Source organism: Stenotrophomonas sp. STEN083 (assembly GCF_056759195.1).
In genome coordinates this window covers 1-14,146 of sequence record NZ_JBRRCU010000034.1, presented here as the reverse complement: position 1 = coordinate 14,146, position 14,146 = coordinate 1, and the positions used below count along the sequence as shown (strand labels likewise).

The following is a 14,146-nucleotide window of genomic DNA, read 5'->3' as shown; positions in this document are numbered from 1 at the left end:
GGAATAAAAAAAGAGGCCGCCCCGTTGCCGGTGACAGACCCCTCAAACCGACATGAAGCCGGTAGACATGTTTGACGCATCGCCGGCAGAGCCGGACGAGACGTAGCCTACGCGCCGGCTTCAGTTAATGCAATACTTCATGAACAATGCGATAAGTCATTGATTTAATTTGAATGAATCGGCAATTTCAAGTTGCATTGCCAATGCTGCAGCACGCGGGTCGGCAGCCAGACGGATGGGCCGGCCGACGACAATCGCGTCCGCGCCGTCAGCAAAAGCCTGGGCCACACCCACGGTGCGCTGCTGGTCATCGCCCACCGGGCCGCCGGGGCGGATGCCGGGGCAGACGATGGAGAAACCCTGACCGGTAGCGGCGCGGATCGGCGCGGCTTCCTGGCCGGAAGCAATCACGCCGTCGATACCGGCGCGCTGCGCGGCCAAGGCGCGTTCCACCACCACGTCCACCGGTTCACGGTCGATACCCATCTGCGCAAGGTCCGGCCGCCCCATCGAGGTCAGCACGGTCACCGCCAGCAGGCGCATCTCCGAGCTGTTGGCGGCTGCAGCGGCTTCCATCATGCCGGGGTGCCAGCCATGGATGGTGCAGTAGCTCACCGGCCACTGCGACAAACGCTTGATCACGCCGGCAATGGTGGCCGGGATGTCGAAGAACTTCAGGTCGACGAACACGCGCTTGTCGCGCTTGGCCAGTTCGTCGAGCACGTCGAAATACTCGCCCGAGGCCAGCAGTTCCATGCCGATCTTGTAGAACGACACGGCATCGCCAAGCTTGTCCACCCACGCGATAGCTTCGGCCTTGCCGGGCACATCCAGGGCGAAGATCAGGCGCTCGTCGCTACGCAGCGGCAGCGGTGCGCGGCTCATCGGGCCACCTCCAGCGCTTCACGCTTTGCACCGTTGCGCAGGTCCGCCGGCAGCGACCAGGCATTGTTGATGGCCGCACCTTCCCAGCCACCGTAGGTGGGGTTGGACAGGATCCACCAGCGCGAGCCGATCCAGCCCTGGTACTTGTCCAGCAGCAGGTCGCGCGCAGCCAGGCTGTTGTCCTCGACCTGCAGGAAATCGGTGAACTGGTCGCCCACCTGCATCAGCACGCGGTAGTTCTGCGCCACCAGCTGGCGGCGGCAGCCCTTCTCGCTGCCATGTTCGGTGCAGCCCGGCACCGGCGTGCCCAGGCCCAGATAGACGCTGTCATCGGCCACCGGGAAGCCAACCGCGCGCAGGTTGGCGATAGTCGCATCCTTCATCGCCGCGGTGCGGTTGCTGATGTAGATCATGGTCACGCCCTTGGCGGCGGCGGCCTGCGCGAACTGCACCGCGCCGGGTACCGGCTGCGCCTTGCGCTCATCCACCCAGGCTTCCCAGGTCGCGTCGTTGTAGCTGGCTCCATCGCGCACCAGCCGCGCCTGGTAGGGCGAGTTGTCGAGCACGGTCTCGTCCACATCCACCACCACCGCCGGCTTCAGCTTGGCCGACTGGTGCTTGCCGCCCTCTTCCGGCAACAGCGCGGTCCAGCTGCCATCGGCAAGCGCCGCGTCGAGCTGTGCGCCGGCCAGCTTCCAGGTCTGCAGTGCGCTGGCCCGGTATTCCTGCGAACGCTGCACCCACAGCACGGCATTGAGGTTGTCGTTGGGGGCATTGGCCGGCGCTACTACGGCATCGGCCGGGGCCGGCGAAACGCGGCTCAACGGCGCGGTCGAGCTGCAGGCAGCCAGCGACAGCACAGCGCCGGCAAGCAGGGTCAGGGCGGGGAATCGGGACATGGCAACTACCGGGAATCTTTGAAAACCGGGCAAGTTTACCGGCTCCCTGCTTTGCCCGCCTTGCCGGGCTGAAGCAGGAGCTAAAACCGGGGTCAGAGAGGGGTTTCTTTACGAAATCCCACTCTGACCCCGGTTTTAGACCCGGTTTTAGCACTCAGCTATGCTTGCGCCCCCTAGCACCACCAGAGCCCGGACCGTGACCGACGCCAGCCAGACCCCCGACTTCCCCATCCTCGACGCCGCCCAGGCGCGCGTGCTGGGCTGCCTGATCGAGAAAGAGGCCACAACCCCGGATACCTACCCGCTGACGGTCAATGCCACCCAGGTGGCCGCCAACCAGAAAACCGCGCGCGAGCCGGTGATGAACCTGGAAGCCGGCAAGGTGCAGCACGCATTGCGCCAGCTGGAAACGCTTGGCCTGGTGCGCCAGCACTTCGCCTCGCGTGCCGACCGCTACGAGCACCTGACCGGCCCCAAGCTCGACCTGCCACGGCAGCAGGTCGCCCTGCTCGGCCTGCTGCTGCTGCGCGGCCCGCAGACCGCCGGTGAGCTGACCACCCGCAGCGAGCGCATGGCGAAATTCGCCGATGCCGCCGACCTGCGCCACCAGTTGGAGCGCATGCAGCAGCGTGGCCTGGTCGTGCAGCTGCCGCGTGCGTCGGGCCAGCGCGAAGACCGCTTCATGCACCTGCTGTGTGGTGCGGTGGATGTGGATGCTCTGGCAGCGCAGTACCGTGCGCCGGCGGGCGCTGCCTCTGCCGTCGACAACAGCGCCCTGGAAGAGCGCGTGCAGCAGTTGGAAGCCACCGTCGCTGCCCTGCAGGAACAACTGGCAGCGTTGCAGGAGCAGTTGGGCGGCTGAGCTGGCCGTAGCCCGGGTAAGCACAGCGCACCCGGGGCGGTTGGCGGAAAACCAGAAAGAGCTGTAGATCCTTGCCTCCCGGGTGCGCTGCGCTTACCCGGGCTACGCGATTCAGCCTTGTGGCGTGTGCACGAACAGCAGCAGCTGTTCGTCCTTGCCCGGCAGCACCACGGTGCCGTCATCGCGGAAGCCGATTTTTTCCAGCAGCGCGACGGAGCGCGCATTGCCCTGCGAGACGATCGCACGCAGTTCGCCCAGGCCGAGCGTGCCGCGCGCGTAGGCAAGTACGCCTTGCACGGCTTCCAGTGCATAGCCCTGGCCGGTGTAGGCACCCAGCAAGGCATAACCGACATCCGCGCAGGGCAGACCATCGCGTCGTACCAGCCCGGCGTTACCCAACCAGGCGCCATCGCTACGGCGTTCAATCGCATACATGCCGAAGCCATTCGCGGCATAACTGCCGAAGGTGTGGTTGCGCACGTACTCGCGTGCTTCCTCGACGGTGCGCACACCGCGGTCGCCGATGTACTGGTGGAAGCCGGGCTCGTTGAGCAACTGCAGCATCGCGGCAGCATCACCGTCGTCGTCACGTAGCAGGCGCAGTTGCAGGCGTTCGGTCTGAATCAGGGACATTGCGGGCTCGTTGTTTTGCCCCCTCCCTTTGGCGCAGCCAAGGGGAGGGTTTGGGAGGGGTGCTTTGGTTTTTGCCGGTAGAGCCCCTGCCGAGCATGGCTCGGCACTACCTCCTTCTCCTTTGGCCAAGGGTGGCTGAGAGGCTGTTTGCGACGAGCCTCAATCAAACCGCAAAGCCGGGGGCCAAAGCTACCCCCTCCCGGCCTCCCCCTTGGCTTCGGCAAGGGGGAGGGGCGAAGCATCAATCAAACAGCGCTTGAATCGCTGCCAATCCGGCCTTGGCCCGCTCCTGCTTGTGCGCGGCATCGGCCACCGGATCGGCGCCATCGCGCTGGATCTCACCGGCCGGAATCTCATCGAAAAACCGGCTCGGCTTGAGCCGGATGTGCTCGCCGAACTTGCGCGTCAAACGACTGAAGCTCATCCACAGCTGGATCTTGGCGCGGGTGATGCCCACGTACAGCAGGCGCCGCTCTTCCTGCAGATTGCCTTCATCCAGGCTGACCTGGTGCGGCAGCACGCCGTCCTCGCAGCCAACGATGAACACGTACGGGAACTCCAAGCCCTTGGACGCATGCAGCGTCATCATCCGCACCTGGTTGCCGCCGTCGTCCTTGTCGTTGCGCGAGATCAGCGCCAGCTGCGCGGCCATGTCGGCGGCGCTGGCACCGCGCGGGCCGCTCTCGAACCACGAGGCCAGTTCTTCCAGATTATTGGCACGACGTTCGTAGCCGGCAGTGTCCTTGGCCGCATTCCGCAGTTCGGCCAACATGCCCGAATCCTTGGCCACACGCCGCACCAGATCGCCTGAGCTCATGCCACGCATATCCAACCGCAAGGCACGCAGGATGTCGGTGAATTTGCTCAGGCTGTTGGCCGCACGCGGGGTGAGCTGTGCAAGCGCGCCCATGCTTTCAGCGGCCTGCGCCATCGGAATGTCCTTCTCCGACGCAAGCTCGGCCAGCTTGGCCAGCGTGCTTGCGCCGACATCGCGCTTGGGCGACTGCACCGCGCGCATGAAGGCAGTGTCGTCGTCCGGATTCACGATCAGCCGCAGCCACGCCAGCGTGTCCTTCACTTCCTGCCGTTCAAGGAACACGGTGCCGCCATTGAGGTGATACGGCACGCCGACCAGCTGCATCGCTTTTTCCAGCGGACGCGACTGGAAATTGCCGCGGAACAGGATGCAGAAATCACTCCACGGAATCTTGCGGCTGGTCGCCAGGAAATGGATTTCCGCCGCCACTTTTTCCGCTTCGTGTTCGCTGTTGCGGCATTCCCATACGCGGATGCGTTCACCGTCGGCCTGGTCGGACCACAATGTCTTCAGATGCTCATGCGGGTTGTGCGCGATCAGCGCATTGGCCGCGCGCAGCACACGGTTGGAGCAGCGATAATTCTGTTCCAGCTTGATGATCTGCAGCTTGGGGTAATCCACGCCCATCTGCTGCAGGTTCTCGGGATTGGCACCGCGCCAGGCATAGATCGACTGATCGTCATCGCCGACGCAGGTGAAGTTTCCGGCGGGTCCGGCCAACTGTTTGAGCAGCCGATACTGGGCGTCGTTGGTGTCCTGGCATTCGTCGACCAACAGATAGCCGATGCGCTCGCGCCAGGCCAGGGCGATATCCGGGTGTTCTTCCAGCACCTGCACCGGCAGGCGGATCAGGTCATCGAAGTCGACCGCATTGAACGAGGTCAGGCGGGTCTGGTACAGCTCGTAGACCATCGCCGCGTCCTTCTCGCGGTTGCTGCGCGCCGCCGCCATCGCCTGCTCGGGCGACAACCCGGAGTTCTTGGCCCGCGAAATCAGGTTTTTCATGTCCTCGATGTCGTCGGGCTTGGCATTCGTGCCACCCAGCAGATCCTTGATCTGCGCGCCGGCATCGTCGGCATCGAAGATGGAGAAGTTGCGCTTCAGCCCCACCTGTTCATGTTCGATCTGCAGGAACTTCAAGCCCAAGGCGTGGAAGGTACAGATGGTGACCTCGGCCGCGTCCTCGGCGCGCAGACGCTTGGCCACACGCTCGCGCATTTCCTTTGCCGATTTATTGGTGAAGGTGATAGCGGCGATGCGGCGGGCCGGATAGCGGCGGATGCCGATCAGATGGGCGATTTTCTCGACGATCACGCGCGTCTTGCCGCTACCGGCACCAGCCAGCACCAGCAGAGGACCTTCGGCGTGCACAGCCGCCGCGCGTTGGGGGGGATTGAGGGAGTCCAGCATGAGGTGGTTTCAGTCGCAGGCAGGCAGTGTAAGCCATCGCCCGTGAGCGCCGGCTGGCGCGGTAAAATGGGCAATGGCCAAGCTCTATTTCTACTATTCGGCGATGAACGCCGGCAAGACCACCACCCTGCTGCAGTCCGCGCACAACTACCGCGAACGCGGCATGCGGGTTGCGCTGCTGACCCCGCACCTGGACCACCGCGCCGGTACCGGCGTGGTCGCCTCGCGGATCGGCCTGCAGGCTGAAGCCACCACCTTCGAGCGCGATACCGACCTGGAGAAGCTGATCCAGCAGGACATCGCCGCCCACGGCAAGCTCGGCTGCGTGCTGGTGGACGAGGCCCAGTTCCTGAGCAAATCGCAGGTCTGGCAGTTGTCCGAGGTGGTCGACCAGCTGCGCATTCCGGCGCTGTGCTACGGGCTGCGCACCGACTTCCGTGGCGAACTGTTCGAAGGCAGCCAGTACCTGCTGGCCTGGGCCGACGAGATGCAGGAGATCAAGACCATCTGCCACAGCGGCAAGAAGGCAACCATGACCGTGCGTGTGGACGAGAACGGCTTTGCCGTGCAGGACGGCCCGCAGGTGGAGATCGGCGGCAATGACCGCTATGTGTCGGTGAGCCGCGCCGAGTTCAAGAAGATCACCCGCGGTGAGGGTCGGATTGATCCTATGCAGGCGCCGTTGCCGTTGTAACAGGAACTCGCAAGGGTGATGCGTCCCTTCTCCCGTTCACGGGAGAAGGTGCCCCGAAGGGGCGGATGAGGGGAGCTTCTGGGACTCGATGCCTGCTTGCCAAGAGCTTGCCCTCACCCCAACCCCTCTCCCGTAAACGGGAGAGGGACTTAAGCAAAAGCTTCAAGCAAAGCCCTCAATACAACGTCCGCTCCGGCGCACCAGCAGCCGGCGGGGTGTACTGGTACAACCACGTCTCGGTCAGGGTCTTGCCGCCGCTGCGCAGGTACAGCCGCACATCGATCTGCTCTGTGCTGCCGTCCGGCGGCACCAGGTCGAACATGGCGCGATAGCCCTTGATCTCCCGCAACGGGCGCGCTGACACCACTTCCACGCGACCACGGCTGGCCTCCACTACCGCTTCAACTTCGGCCTTGTCGATCAGGCTGGCCAGTTCGCCGCCTTCGAAATCGACGGCGAAGCGCCACGAGAAGTACTCGCGCTTCTTGCCGATGATGCCGCCCAGGCCGGTGCGGCTGGCCACGCAGTGGGCGAGCGGCGGACGTGCCGGCGGCTCAGCGCCCCAGTACAGGCGGTAGCCAACCAACAGCTCCTGGCCCGGCTGCGGCTTGGCCTTGGGGTTCCAGAACGCAACGATGTTGTCGAAGGTTTCATCGACGGTGGGAATCTCCACCAGCTGCACCGAGCCTTCGCCCCATTGCCCCTTGGGTTCGATCCACAGGCAGGGGCGCTTCTCATAGAACACGCCATCGTCCTGATAGTGATCGAAGTTGCGATCACGCTGCAGCAGGCCGAAGCCACGCGGGTTGTTGTCGACGAACATGTTGAAGCGCAGGTTGGCCGGGTTGCACAGCGGCCGCCAGATCCACTCGCCGGCACCGTTCCACATCGACAAGCCGTCGGTATCGTGGATCTCCGGGCGCCAGTCCCAATCCATGCGGCGATCGTTCTCGCCGACCTGGTACATGCTGGTGCACGGCGCGATGCCGAGCCGTTCAATTTCCTTGCGCGGGTACAACGCGCTGTCGATATCCATCAGCAGTACATCGCCATTGGTGATGGCGAAACGATAGGCACCAGCAACGCTTGGCGAATCCAGCAGGCCGTAGACCACCAGCGTGTCCGAGTCGGCTGACGGCTGCTCCAGGTAATAAGCGATGAAGTCCGGGAATTCCTCGGGGCGGCCCATGCCGGTATCGATGGCCAGGCCGCGCGCCGACTGCCCGTACTGGCCTTCCTTGCCTACCGCACGGAAGTAGCTGGCGCCGAGGAAAGCAGCGAAGTCACGGTCGGTATCGCTGCGGGTATTGAGGCGGAAGCCGGCGAAGCCGAGGTCGGCCGGCAGCTCGCCATCGTGAATGCCGCTCTTGCCGTAGTTGAAGGCCGCGCCGTCATAGGCCAGCTCCTGTGCCTTGCCATCGACCACGTCGAACATGCGCACCGGCGAATGGAAGTACAGGCCGAGGTGGAAGAACTTCGCCTGGAACTTGCCGGGCTGGTCGGCCCACAGCGCGTGGTCCTGGCGGTAGCCGATGGACTGGTACTGATCCCAGTCGAGCTTCTCCAGCGCGCCCGGCAGGGTGCGTTTGTGGCTCTCGTAGGGTGCCTGTGCCAGCGCGCGGGCCTGGCCTTTGAGCGTAGCGAAGTCAAAAGGCTGCGGCTGGCCAAGGCGACGCAGGCCCAGCTGCGCGGGTTTGCCCGCAGCACAGGCGCTGAAGGACGGAAGACCAAAGGCCGCCAGGGCGGCAGCGGCGTTGCGCAGGAAGTCGCGTCGTTGCATGGAAAGCAGGCCGGTAGGGGACCGCAGCATGGTAGGCGCAATTAGGTGAATCGACAGCCTTGGACGGGCGGCGGATGAACATCACCTTCAGCCAACCGGCGAAAAGCCAACCCCTCCCCAACCCCTTTCCCGCAGGCGGGACAGGGGCTTGTAGTGCCGAGCCATGCTCGGCAGAAGCTTTACCGGCAACGCCCCAAGCGCAGCAGGGGCTGCGCCCTACCGACAAGCACCAGCCAACTGCAGCGCCGCCGCATGCGCACACAGGAATACGCGCTGCGCCGCCGCGTCATCACCGCCCTCCCATTGCAATAGCGTCCATTGCTCGCCTGCCTGCATCCGTTCGCCGGCTTGCAGCTCACGGTAAGGCGCGTGCACTTCCATCTCCAGTAAACCCGCGGCGATACCGCCGGCATCCAGATACAACTCGATCTGGGCCTGCTCGGGATGGATGCTGGCACGCGGCTGCTTGGCAAAACGGATGATCAAGGCTTGGCTGCCATTGAAGCCTGCCATCCAGCCCACCGTCGGCTGTACGAACCATTTGCCGCGCGGCCCCATGCTGCCAGCACCGGCGTGCAGTACCAGCATGCCATCCTCAAAGCGATGGTCCGGCATGCCCGGATCGGGCGCCCCTTCGACACGGATGTCGCTGGCCATCGCGACCGGCACGAAGACGCGGGTAGCCGGGTGGACACGGGTGTTGAACCACAGATCCCAGGCCACGGGCGTGTCACGGATGTTCTGCCCGCTGACCTGCAGATGCACGGTATCGGCGCGCTCGGGATCAAGCCGGAATGTTTTTTCCAATTGCATGCCGGTCACCGGGCTGGCGGCGCCGCGCAAACGCAGTTGCCTGGCGTCGCGCTGCAGCCATTGCGCAGGAGCGAGCGATAGCCATGGATCCGGCGGCCAGTTGGCGGCAGCTGCTCGGCGCTCGGTATTGAGCTGCTGGTGCAGCCACCACTGCGATTGCGGGCCAACCCAGACGTCATGGCCGAGGTAGGCGATGTCATCGCTGCTGGCGTTTACCGCCGGATCCGGTTGCGTGCGGACCGCTGCACCTATGCGCAGAAAATTGGGCTCGCCGTTGCGCTGCAGCGACAGCACCCGGCCGCCGAAAGCGGAGGTCAGCTGTAGTTGCAGCTCGCGGCTCTCCAGCACTGCGGAGTTGTCGTCTGCCGGGGTATGGGGTTGCGCGATCGCCAAGGATGGCAGCAACAGCAGGCAGAGGGTGATTCGATGATGCAGCTGCATTAGGTGCTCCCTGCGGGTCAGCGGGGATCATGGCAGAGCTTGCAGCGGCCCGCGCCTCTTGTAGTGCCGAGCCATGCTCGGCAGAGGCCTTACCGGTAGAGCTTCTGCCGAGCATGGCTCGGCACTACAGGTGCGGCCCTCAGCGCTGGCAATACCCGCACCACACCGTTGCGCGCTGGCCAATGCTGGCATAGCGCAGCGCGCGCCCGCATTGTTTGCAGTTCTCGCCTTCGCGCCCGTACACAAGCAACTCCTGTTCGAAGTAGCCCGGCGCACCATCGGGGCTGATGAAATCGCGCAAGGTGGTCCCGCCACGGGTGATCGCGTGACCCAGGATTTCCTTCACCGCGTCGGCAAGCCGTTGGTAGCGCGCTCGCGATACCTTGCCGGCTTCACGCAGGGGATTGATGCCAGCCATGAACAGGCTTTCCGCCGCATAGATATTGCCGACGCCAACGACGATGCCCTGGTCCATCAGGAAGGTTTTGATCGGCGCCTTGCGGCCGCGACTGCGCTGGAACAGATAGTCGCCGTCGAACTCATCCTGCAGCGGTTCCGGACCAAGTCCAGCCAGCAGCTCGTGCGTTTCGCCTGCTGGCTGCCATAACAGGCAACCGAAACGACGCGGATCGTTGAATCGCAACAGACGACCATCCTCCAGACTGATATCCACATGGTCATGCGCACGCACCGGTGTATCGCCTGGCAGCACCCGCAGACTGCCGGACATGCCCAAGTGCAACACCGCGCTGCCCAGTTCGGTATCCAGCAGCAGGTATTTGGCGCGACGACGGATCGCCTCGATACGCTGGCCCGGCAGCAGCTGTTCGATCTCGACGGGAATCGGCCAACGCAGATCCGGCCGGCGCAGGATCACGCCGTGGATGCGGCGGTCCACCAGATGTGGTTCCAGGCCGCGCCGGGTGGTTTCTACTTCGGGTAGTTCTGGCATGCGAATCTCAAGACGATTGTGTTTGATGGGTTTTGTGGGAAGGGCGTGAGCCGTGAAGCTGGTTGGTGGTGAACAACGGACCTGTATCGATCGCAGTGCACTATCGGCTTCGGTTGGATTTTTGGCTTCGCGGCTTACGCCGCTCCCACATTCAATGTTCCGTGGCTCAGCGCGGTGGCGCCATCAGCTCACGGGCGCTGAGGTAGCCGTCACCATTGGCATCCTGGCGCGCGAAGCGGGCCAGGATCACCTGGCGCTGTTCTTCGCGGGTGATCGGCTTGCCACGCCCGCCAGGCTGCTCACTCGGCTGCAGGACGCCGTCGCCATTGCGGTCCATCTTGTCGAAGGCGTACAGCATCCACTGCAGGTATTCGTCCGGACTGACGCGGCCATCGCCATCGCTGTCCATGCGCTGCAGGTAGGCATTGGTGTCCTGTACCTGGGCGATGGCTGGCAAGGAAGCAGCAAGCAGGAAAAGAAAGGCAATCGTCTTCATGCGGCGCTGAGCGAATAGCCTTTCAGGCGTGCTGCATACGCCTGCAATGCCGCGCTGCCGCTGGCCTCGGCGTCCTGGCACCATTGCTGCAGGTGGCGCAGGCGCTCGGCGGCGTCATGGCTGCGGGCTTCCAGCAGCGCCGACAGGCGCGCACGGTGCTCGACCAGCAGCTTGATGCGTGGGCGTTGCTGCACCCAGGTCTGCAGCTGCGCACGGCAATCGGGTTTGAGCCAACGGCCATCATTGACCAATCCCTTGCGCATGCGCCGCGGCAACAGCTTGCGCAGCTTGGCGCCTGCAGCCGCCGCCTCCTCCTTCAAGGCAGGTGCAAGCACATTGCGCTGGTAATCGGTCATCGCCTGGAAGCGATGCGACAGCAGCGCCCTCAAGGTATCGGCATCGGGCACGGCGATGTTCGGACGGATGTCCATCGTCGGTGCCACCCGCAACACCTTGGCCAAGCGTAGAACCTCCAGCACACGGATCATCTGCCAGCCGATGTCGAACTCCCAGCGCCGCATCGAGAACCGCGCCGAGCTGGGGAAGGCGTGATGATTGTTATGCAGTTCCTCGCCACCGATCCAGAACGCCCACGGCGTGAGGTTGGTCGAGGTGTCGGCCGATTCGAAATTGCGATAACCCCACCAGTGGCCAAGTCCGTTGACCACGCCCGCTGCCCAGAACGGAATCCACGCCATCTGGATCGCCCACAAGGCGATGCCCGGCAAACCGAACAACACGGCGTTGATCACGAACAGCAGGATCGGGCCGAGATTGGCGTGCGGGGTGTAAAGCCTGCGTTCGATCCAGTCCTCAGGCGCGCCACGCCCATACTGCTCGATATCGCCACGCAGCGTGCGCGCCTCGCTGTACAGCTCCACGCCGCGCCAGAACACGTTGCGGATGCCCTTGGTGACCGGGCTGTGCGGATCGTCCTCGGTCTCGACCTTGGCGTGGTGCTTGCGATGGATGGCCACCCACTCGCGGGTGATCATCGAGGTGGTCAGCCACACCCAGAAACGGAACACATGCGACACCAGCGGATGGAAATCCACGCCGCGGTGGGCCTGGCTGCGATGCAGGTACAGGGTGACCGCGAAGATGGTGAGCTGGGTGAACACCAACAGCACCGCCAGCATGCCCCACCAGCCCAGGCCGACGATGCCACCGGTGAGGAAATCGAGCAGGGCGTCGGACATCACGAACACTCCAGGCAGTCGGTGCCAGATGAAACCAGTGCTACACATGATGGGGGCTGTCAGCGCAAACTTCATCCACCGGCGGTACGTCCGTTGGTCGAATCCTCAGCTGCCGCCTCCAACTGAATGTCCATTGCACCCGCCGCCGAAGCGGCCCCCCTGATCGAACTGGACCATGCCTGCGTCATCCGCGGCCAGGTCCGTGTGTTGCATGAGCTGAACCTGCGTATCGAACAGGGCCAGCACACCGCCATCCTCGGGCCGAACGGCTGCGGAAAATCCTCATTCATCAAGCTGATCACGCGTGAGCTCTATCCGCTGGCACGCGCCGACGGCCATGTGCCGGTCAAGGTGATGGGCCAGACCCGCTGGCAGGTGGACCGGCTGCGTGCGCAGCTGGGCATTGTCACCGGCGACCTGTCCAGCAACCTGTCCAGCATGCCTGGGCTGACCGTGGAGGAAGCAGTGATCGCCGGCTTCTTTGCCAGCTTTGTGGTGCCGGCGCACCGCGATGTCACCGACGCCATGCGCCAACGCGCGCGGCATGCGCTGGAACTGGCGCGTGCCCTGCCCTTGCTGGGCCGCAGCTATGCCGAGCTGTCAGCCGGTGAAACCCGCCGCGTGCTGATCGCCAGGGCGCTGGTCAACCAGCCCAAGGCCTTGCTGCTGGACGAGCCGTCCACCGGCCTGGACCTGATCTCGCGGCAGCATCTGATCGACAGCATGCGCAACCTTGCCCAGCAGGGCATCACCCTGGTGCTGGTCACCCACCACATCGAAGAAGTGATCCCGGAGATCAACCGCGTGGTGCTGATGAAGGGTGGTCGGATCTTTGCTGATGGCGCTCGCGGCGAACTGCTTCGCTCCGGGCCACTGTCAGAGGTGTTCGGCGGGCCGATCGAGGTACGCGAGGACGACGGGCGGATGTCGGCCTGGGTGGGCAGTTTGTAAATTGGCTTTTGCTTGAAGGGCAAAAGCACCCCTCCCCGACCCGTCCGGCCCGAACGCACAGCCTACGGTCGTTCATCAGGCCGCGCGCCAGTGGCGCGCAAGCAGGCCTTCTTCACCCCCTGCGTTACGCGCAAGGGAGGGAGATTGGCCCCTCCCCTTTGGCGCCAGCCAAGGGGGAGGCTGGGAGGGGGGCTTTGGCCGTTGCTTGTGCTGGTTGCTGAAGCTCATGCGAAGAGCACCCCTCCCCAGCCCTCCCCTTGCCTTCGGCAAAGGGAGGGGGCAGAGCGCGGCCGTTGGTGAGATGATGCCGCTCCGCTCCTGTAATCCCTTTGTCGTCGCGATGTCATTTCCCGTTATTCCGCTGCGCCTTGGCGCCGCCCTTGCGCTGGTCGCCGCACTCAGCGCCTGCTCCAGCACTCCGACCCGTCCTTCCGCATCCGGCGAAGACGCCAGCACCAAGATCACCGGCTATCTGATCGGCAGCGCCATCCCCGACAGCCTTGCCCTTAGCCCAGCGCCGCCCGCCCCCGGCTCGGCATCGGCACAGCTGGATGAAGCCGTCGCCAGCCAGGCCCTGAGCATGCAAGGCAGCGCGCGTTTCGCGCAGGCGCATACCGACGCCGACCTGAGCTTCCCGGCCGGCGCCGACCAGTTCAGCTGCGCGCTGGGCGTGGCCGTCACCGCCAAGACCACGCCGGTGCTGTACCGCCTGCTGGAGCGCAGCCGCATCGACGCCAGTGCTGCTACCAAGGCAGCAAAAACCCACTACCAGCGCCCGCGTCCGTTCATGGTCAACAATGCACCAACCTGCACGCCGGACGATGAAGAGGGCCTGCGCAAGAGTGGCTCCTACCCGTCCGGGCATACGTCGATTGGCTGGGCCTGGGGCCTGATCCTGTCGGAAATCGATCCCGACCACGCCACCGCCTTGATCGAGCGCGGCCGCAACTATGGCCACAGCCGCCTGGTCTGCAACGTGCATTGGTATAGCGACGTCCAGCAGGGCCAGTTCATGGGCGCGGCCACGGTGGCGCGACTGCATGACAACCCTGACTTTGTCGCCGACCTGGCCAAGGCACGCGAAGAGCTGGCCCATGCACGCACGCTCAAGCAGCCGCTGCCGCGTGACTGCGCCGCGGAAACCGCAGCGCTGACCTCGGACATCCCCGAAGCGCGCTGAGCCTTACCTGTAGTGCCGAGCCATGCTCGGCAGCAGTCTCCGGTAACTCGATTTTGTGGGAGCGGGGGGCCCACGCCCGAGCTCTGGGACGAACAAGCGCGGGAAACCACGCCCTGGAACAGATCCAGCCTAGG

The 14,146-nt window shown here is 64.5% G+C and carries 13 protein-coding genes; 4 read left to right on the top strand and 9 right to left on the bottom strand.

All coding sequences use genetic code 11. The features are described 5' to 3' along the window. Positions 1 to 156 precede the first annotated feature (156 nt). Both pyrF and ACVOK8_RS11535 read right to left on the bottom strand, forming a co-directional pair. Positions 157 to 885 carry an orotidine-5'-phosphate decarboxylase gene (gene pyrF / locus ACVOK8_RS11540; RefSeq protein ID WP_481566925.1) on the bottom strand — a complete coding sequence of 243 codons (729 nt, stop codon included), beginning with the start codon at positions 883 to 885 and terminating at the stop codon, positions 157 to 159. Continuing rightward, the gene (locus tag ACVOK8_RS11535; protein ID WP_481566924.1) at positions 882 to 1,784 is read right to left on the bottom strand and encodes a 5'-nucleotidase, lipoprotein e(P4) family; all 903 of its coding nucleotides are present in this window, start codon (positions 1,782 to 1,784) and stop codon (positions 882 to 884) included. The genes pyrF and ACVOK8_RS11535 overlap by 4 nt, the downstream gene beginning before the upstream one ends. A gap of 196 nt (positions 1,785 to 1,980) precedes the next feature. Here ACVOK8_RS11535 and ACVOK8_RS11530 point away from each other — a divergent pair, with 196 nt between their 5' ends. Beyond that, entirely contained in the window at positions 1,981 to 2,646 is a 666-nt protein-coding gene (locus ACVOK8_RS11530; RefSeq protein WP_481566923.1) for a YceH family protein, read from the top strand. A 111-nt stretch (positions 2,647 to 2,757) separates the two neighbouring features. Here the strand turns inward: ACVOK8_RS11530 and ACVOK8_RS11525 are convergent, their stop codons facing one another. Further along, on the bottom strand, positions 2,758 to 3,279 hold the full coding sequence (locus ACVOK8_RS11525) for a GNAT family N-acetyltransferase (protein ID WP_481566922.1): 522 nt from the start codon (positions 3,277 to 3,279) through the stop codon (positions 2,758 to 2,760). Positions 3,280 to 3,520: 241 nt separating this feature from the next. Next, positions 3,521 to 5,503 (bottom strand): UvrD-helicase domain-containing protein, encoded by a 1,983-nt coding sequence (locus ACVOK8_RS11520; RefSeq protein ID WP_481566946.1) that lies wholly within the window; start codon positions 5,501 to 5,503, stop codon positions 3,521 to 3,523. A gap of 76 nt (positions 5,504 to 5,579) precedes the next feature. Between ACVOK8_RS11520 and ACVOK8_RS11515 the strand changes: the two genes are divergently transcribed. After that, positions 5,580 to 6,200 carry a thymidine kinase gene (locus tag ACVOK8_RS11515; protein ID WP_296250341.1) on the top strand — a complete coding sequence of 207 codons (621 nt, stop codon included), beginning with the start codon at positions 5,580 to 5,582 and terminating at the stop codon, positions 6,198 to 6,200. Between the two features lie 175 nt (positions 6,201 to 6,375). Here ACVOK8_RS11515 and ACVOK8_RS11510 read toward each other — a convergent pair whose 3' ends face one another. The 5 genes from ACVOK8_RS11510 to ACVOK8_RS11490 all read right to left on the bottom strand — a co-directional run bounded on the left by ACVOK8_RS11510 (position 6,376) and on the right by ACVOK8_RS11490 (position 11,881). Beyond that, positions 6,376 to 7,980: an OpgD/OpgG family glucan biosynthesis protein gene (locus ACVOK8_RS11510; RefSeq protein WP_481566945.1), complete on the bottom strand. Its 1,605-nt coding sequence runs from the start codon at positions 7,978 to 7,980 to the stop codon at positions 6,376 to 6,378. A 216-nt stretch (positions 7,981 to 8,196) separates the two neighbouring features. After that, positions 8,197 to 9,234 (bottom strand): DUF4380 domain-containing protein, encoded by a 1,038-nt coding sequence (locus ACVOK8_RS11505; RefSeq protein ID WP_481566921.1) that lies wholly within the window; start codon positions 9,232 to 9,234, stop codon positions 8,197 to 8,199. A 139-nt stretch (positions 9,235 to 9,373) separates the two neighbouring features. Next, entirely contained in the window at positions 9,374 to 10,186 is an 813-nt protein-coding gene (gene mutM / locus ACVOK8_RS11500; protein ID WP_481566920.1) for a bifunctional DNA-formamidopyrimidine glycosylase/DNA-(apurinic or apyrimidinic site) lyase, read from the bottom strand. A 166-nt stretch (positions 10,187 to 10,352) separates the two neighbouring features. Continuing rightward, positions 10,353 to 10,682, bottom strand: coding sequence for an EF-hand domain-containing protein (locus ACVOK8_RS11495; RefSeq protein WP_481566919.1), 330 nt, complete (start codon positions 10,680 to 10,682; stop codon positions 10,353 to 10,355). Beyond that, positions 10,679 to 11,881, bottom strand: coding sequence for a DesA family fatty acid desaturase (locus ACVOK8_RS11490; RefSeq protein ID WP_481566918.1), 1,203 nt, complete (start codon positions 11,879 to 11,881; stop codon positions 10,679 to 10,681). Before ACVOK8_RS11490 ends, ACVOK8_RS11495 begins: the two co-directional genes overlap by 4 nt. A 126-nt stretch (positions 11,882 to 12,007) precedes the next feature. Between ACVOK8_RS11490 and ACVOK8_RS11485 the strand changes: the two genes are divergently transcribed. Beyond that, the gene (locus ACVOK8_RS11485) at positions 12,008 to 12,832 is read left to right on the top strand and encodes an ABC transporter ATP-binding protein (protein ID WP_481566917.1); all 825 of its coding nucleotides are present in this window, start codon (positions 12,008 to 12,010) and stop codon (positions 12,830 to 12,832) included. 340 nt (positions 12,833 to 13,172) lie between these two features. Beyond that, a complete protein-coding gene (locus ACVOK8_RS11480; RefSeq protein ID WP_481566916.1) occupies positions 13,173 to 14,012 on the top strand; it encodes an acid phosphatase in 840 nt (279 codons plus the stop codon). Positions 14,013 to 14,146: the final 134 nt, after the last annotated feature.

Bases quoted from the DNA above. Each gene is read 5' to 3' on its own strand.
- ACVOK8_RS11525 (WP_481566922.1), bottom strand. From the start codon at position 3,279: ATGTCCCTGATTCAGACCGAACGCCTGCAACTGCGCCTGCTACGTGAC.
- ACVOK8_RS11505 (WP_481566921.1), bottom strand. From the start codon at position 9,234: ATGCAGCTGCATCATCGAATCACCCTCTGCCTGCTGTTGCTGCCATCC.
- mutM (WP_481566920.1), bottom strand. From the start codon at position 10,186: ATGCCAGAACTACCCGAAGTAGAAACCACCCGGCGCGGCCTGGAACCA.
- ACVOK8_RS11515 (WP_296250341.1), top strand. From the start codon at position 5,580: ATGGCCAAGCTCTATTTCTACTATTCGGCGATGAACGCCGGCAAGACC.
- ACVOK8_RS11510 (WP_481566945.1), bottom strand. From the start codon at position 7,980: ATGCAACGACGCGACTTCCTGCGCAACGCCGCTGCCGCCCTGGCGGCC.
- ACVOK8_RS11490 (WP_481566918.1), bottom strand. From the start codon at position 11,881: ATGTCCGACGCCCTGCTCGATTTCCTCACCGGTGGCATCGTCGGCCTG.
- ACVOK8_RS11485 (WP_481566917.1), top strand. From the start codon at position 12,008: ATGTCCATTGCACCCGCCGCCGAAGCGGCCCCCCTGATCGAACTGGAC.
- ACVOK8_RS11480 (WP_481566916.1), top strand. From the start codon at position 13,173: ATGTCATTTCCCGTTATTCCGCTGCGCCTTGGCGCCGCCCTTGCGCTG.
- ACVOK8_RS11535 (WP_481566924.1), bottom strand. From the start codon at position 1,784: ATGTCCCGATTCCCCGCCCTGACCCTGCTTGCCGGCGCTGTGCTGTCG.
- pyrF (WP_481566925.1), bottom strand. From the start codon at position 885: ATGAGCCGCGCACCGCTGCCGCTGCGTAGCGACGAGCGCCTGATCTTC.
- ACVOK8_RS11495 (WP_481566919.1), bottom strand. From the start codon at position 10,682: ATGAAGACGATTGCCTTTCTTTTCCTGCTTGCTGCTTCCTTGCCAGCC.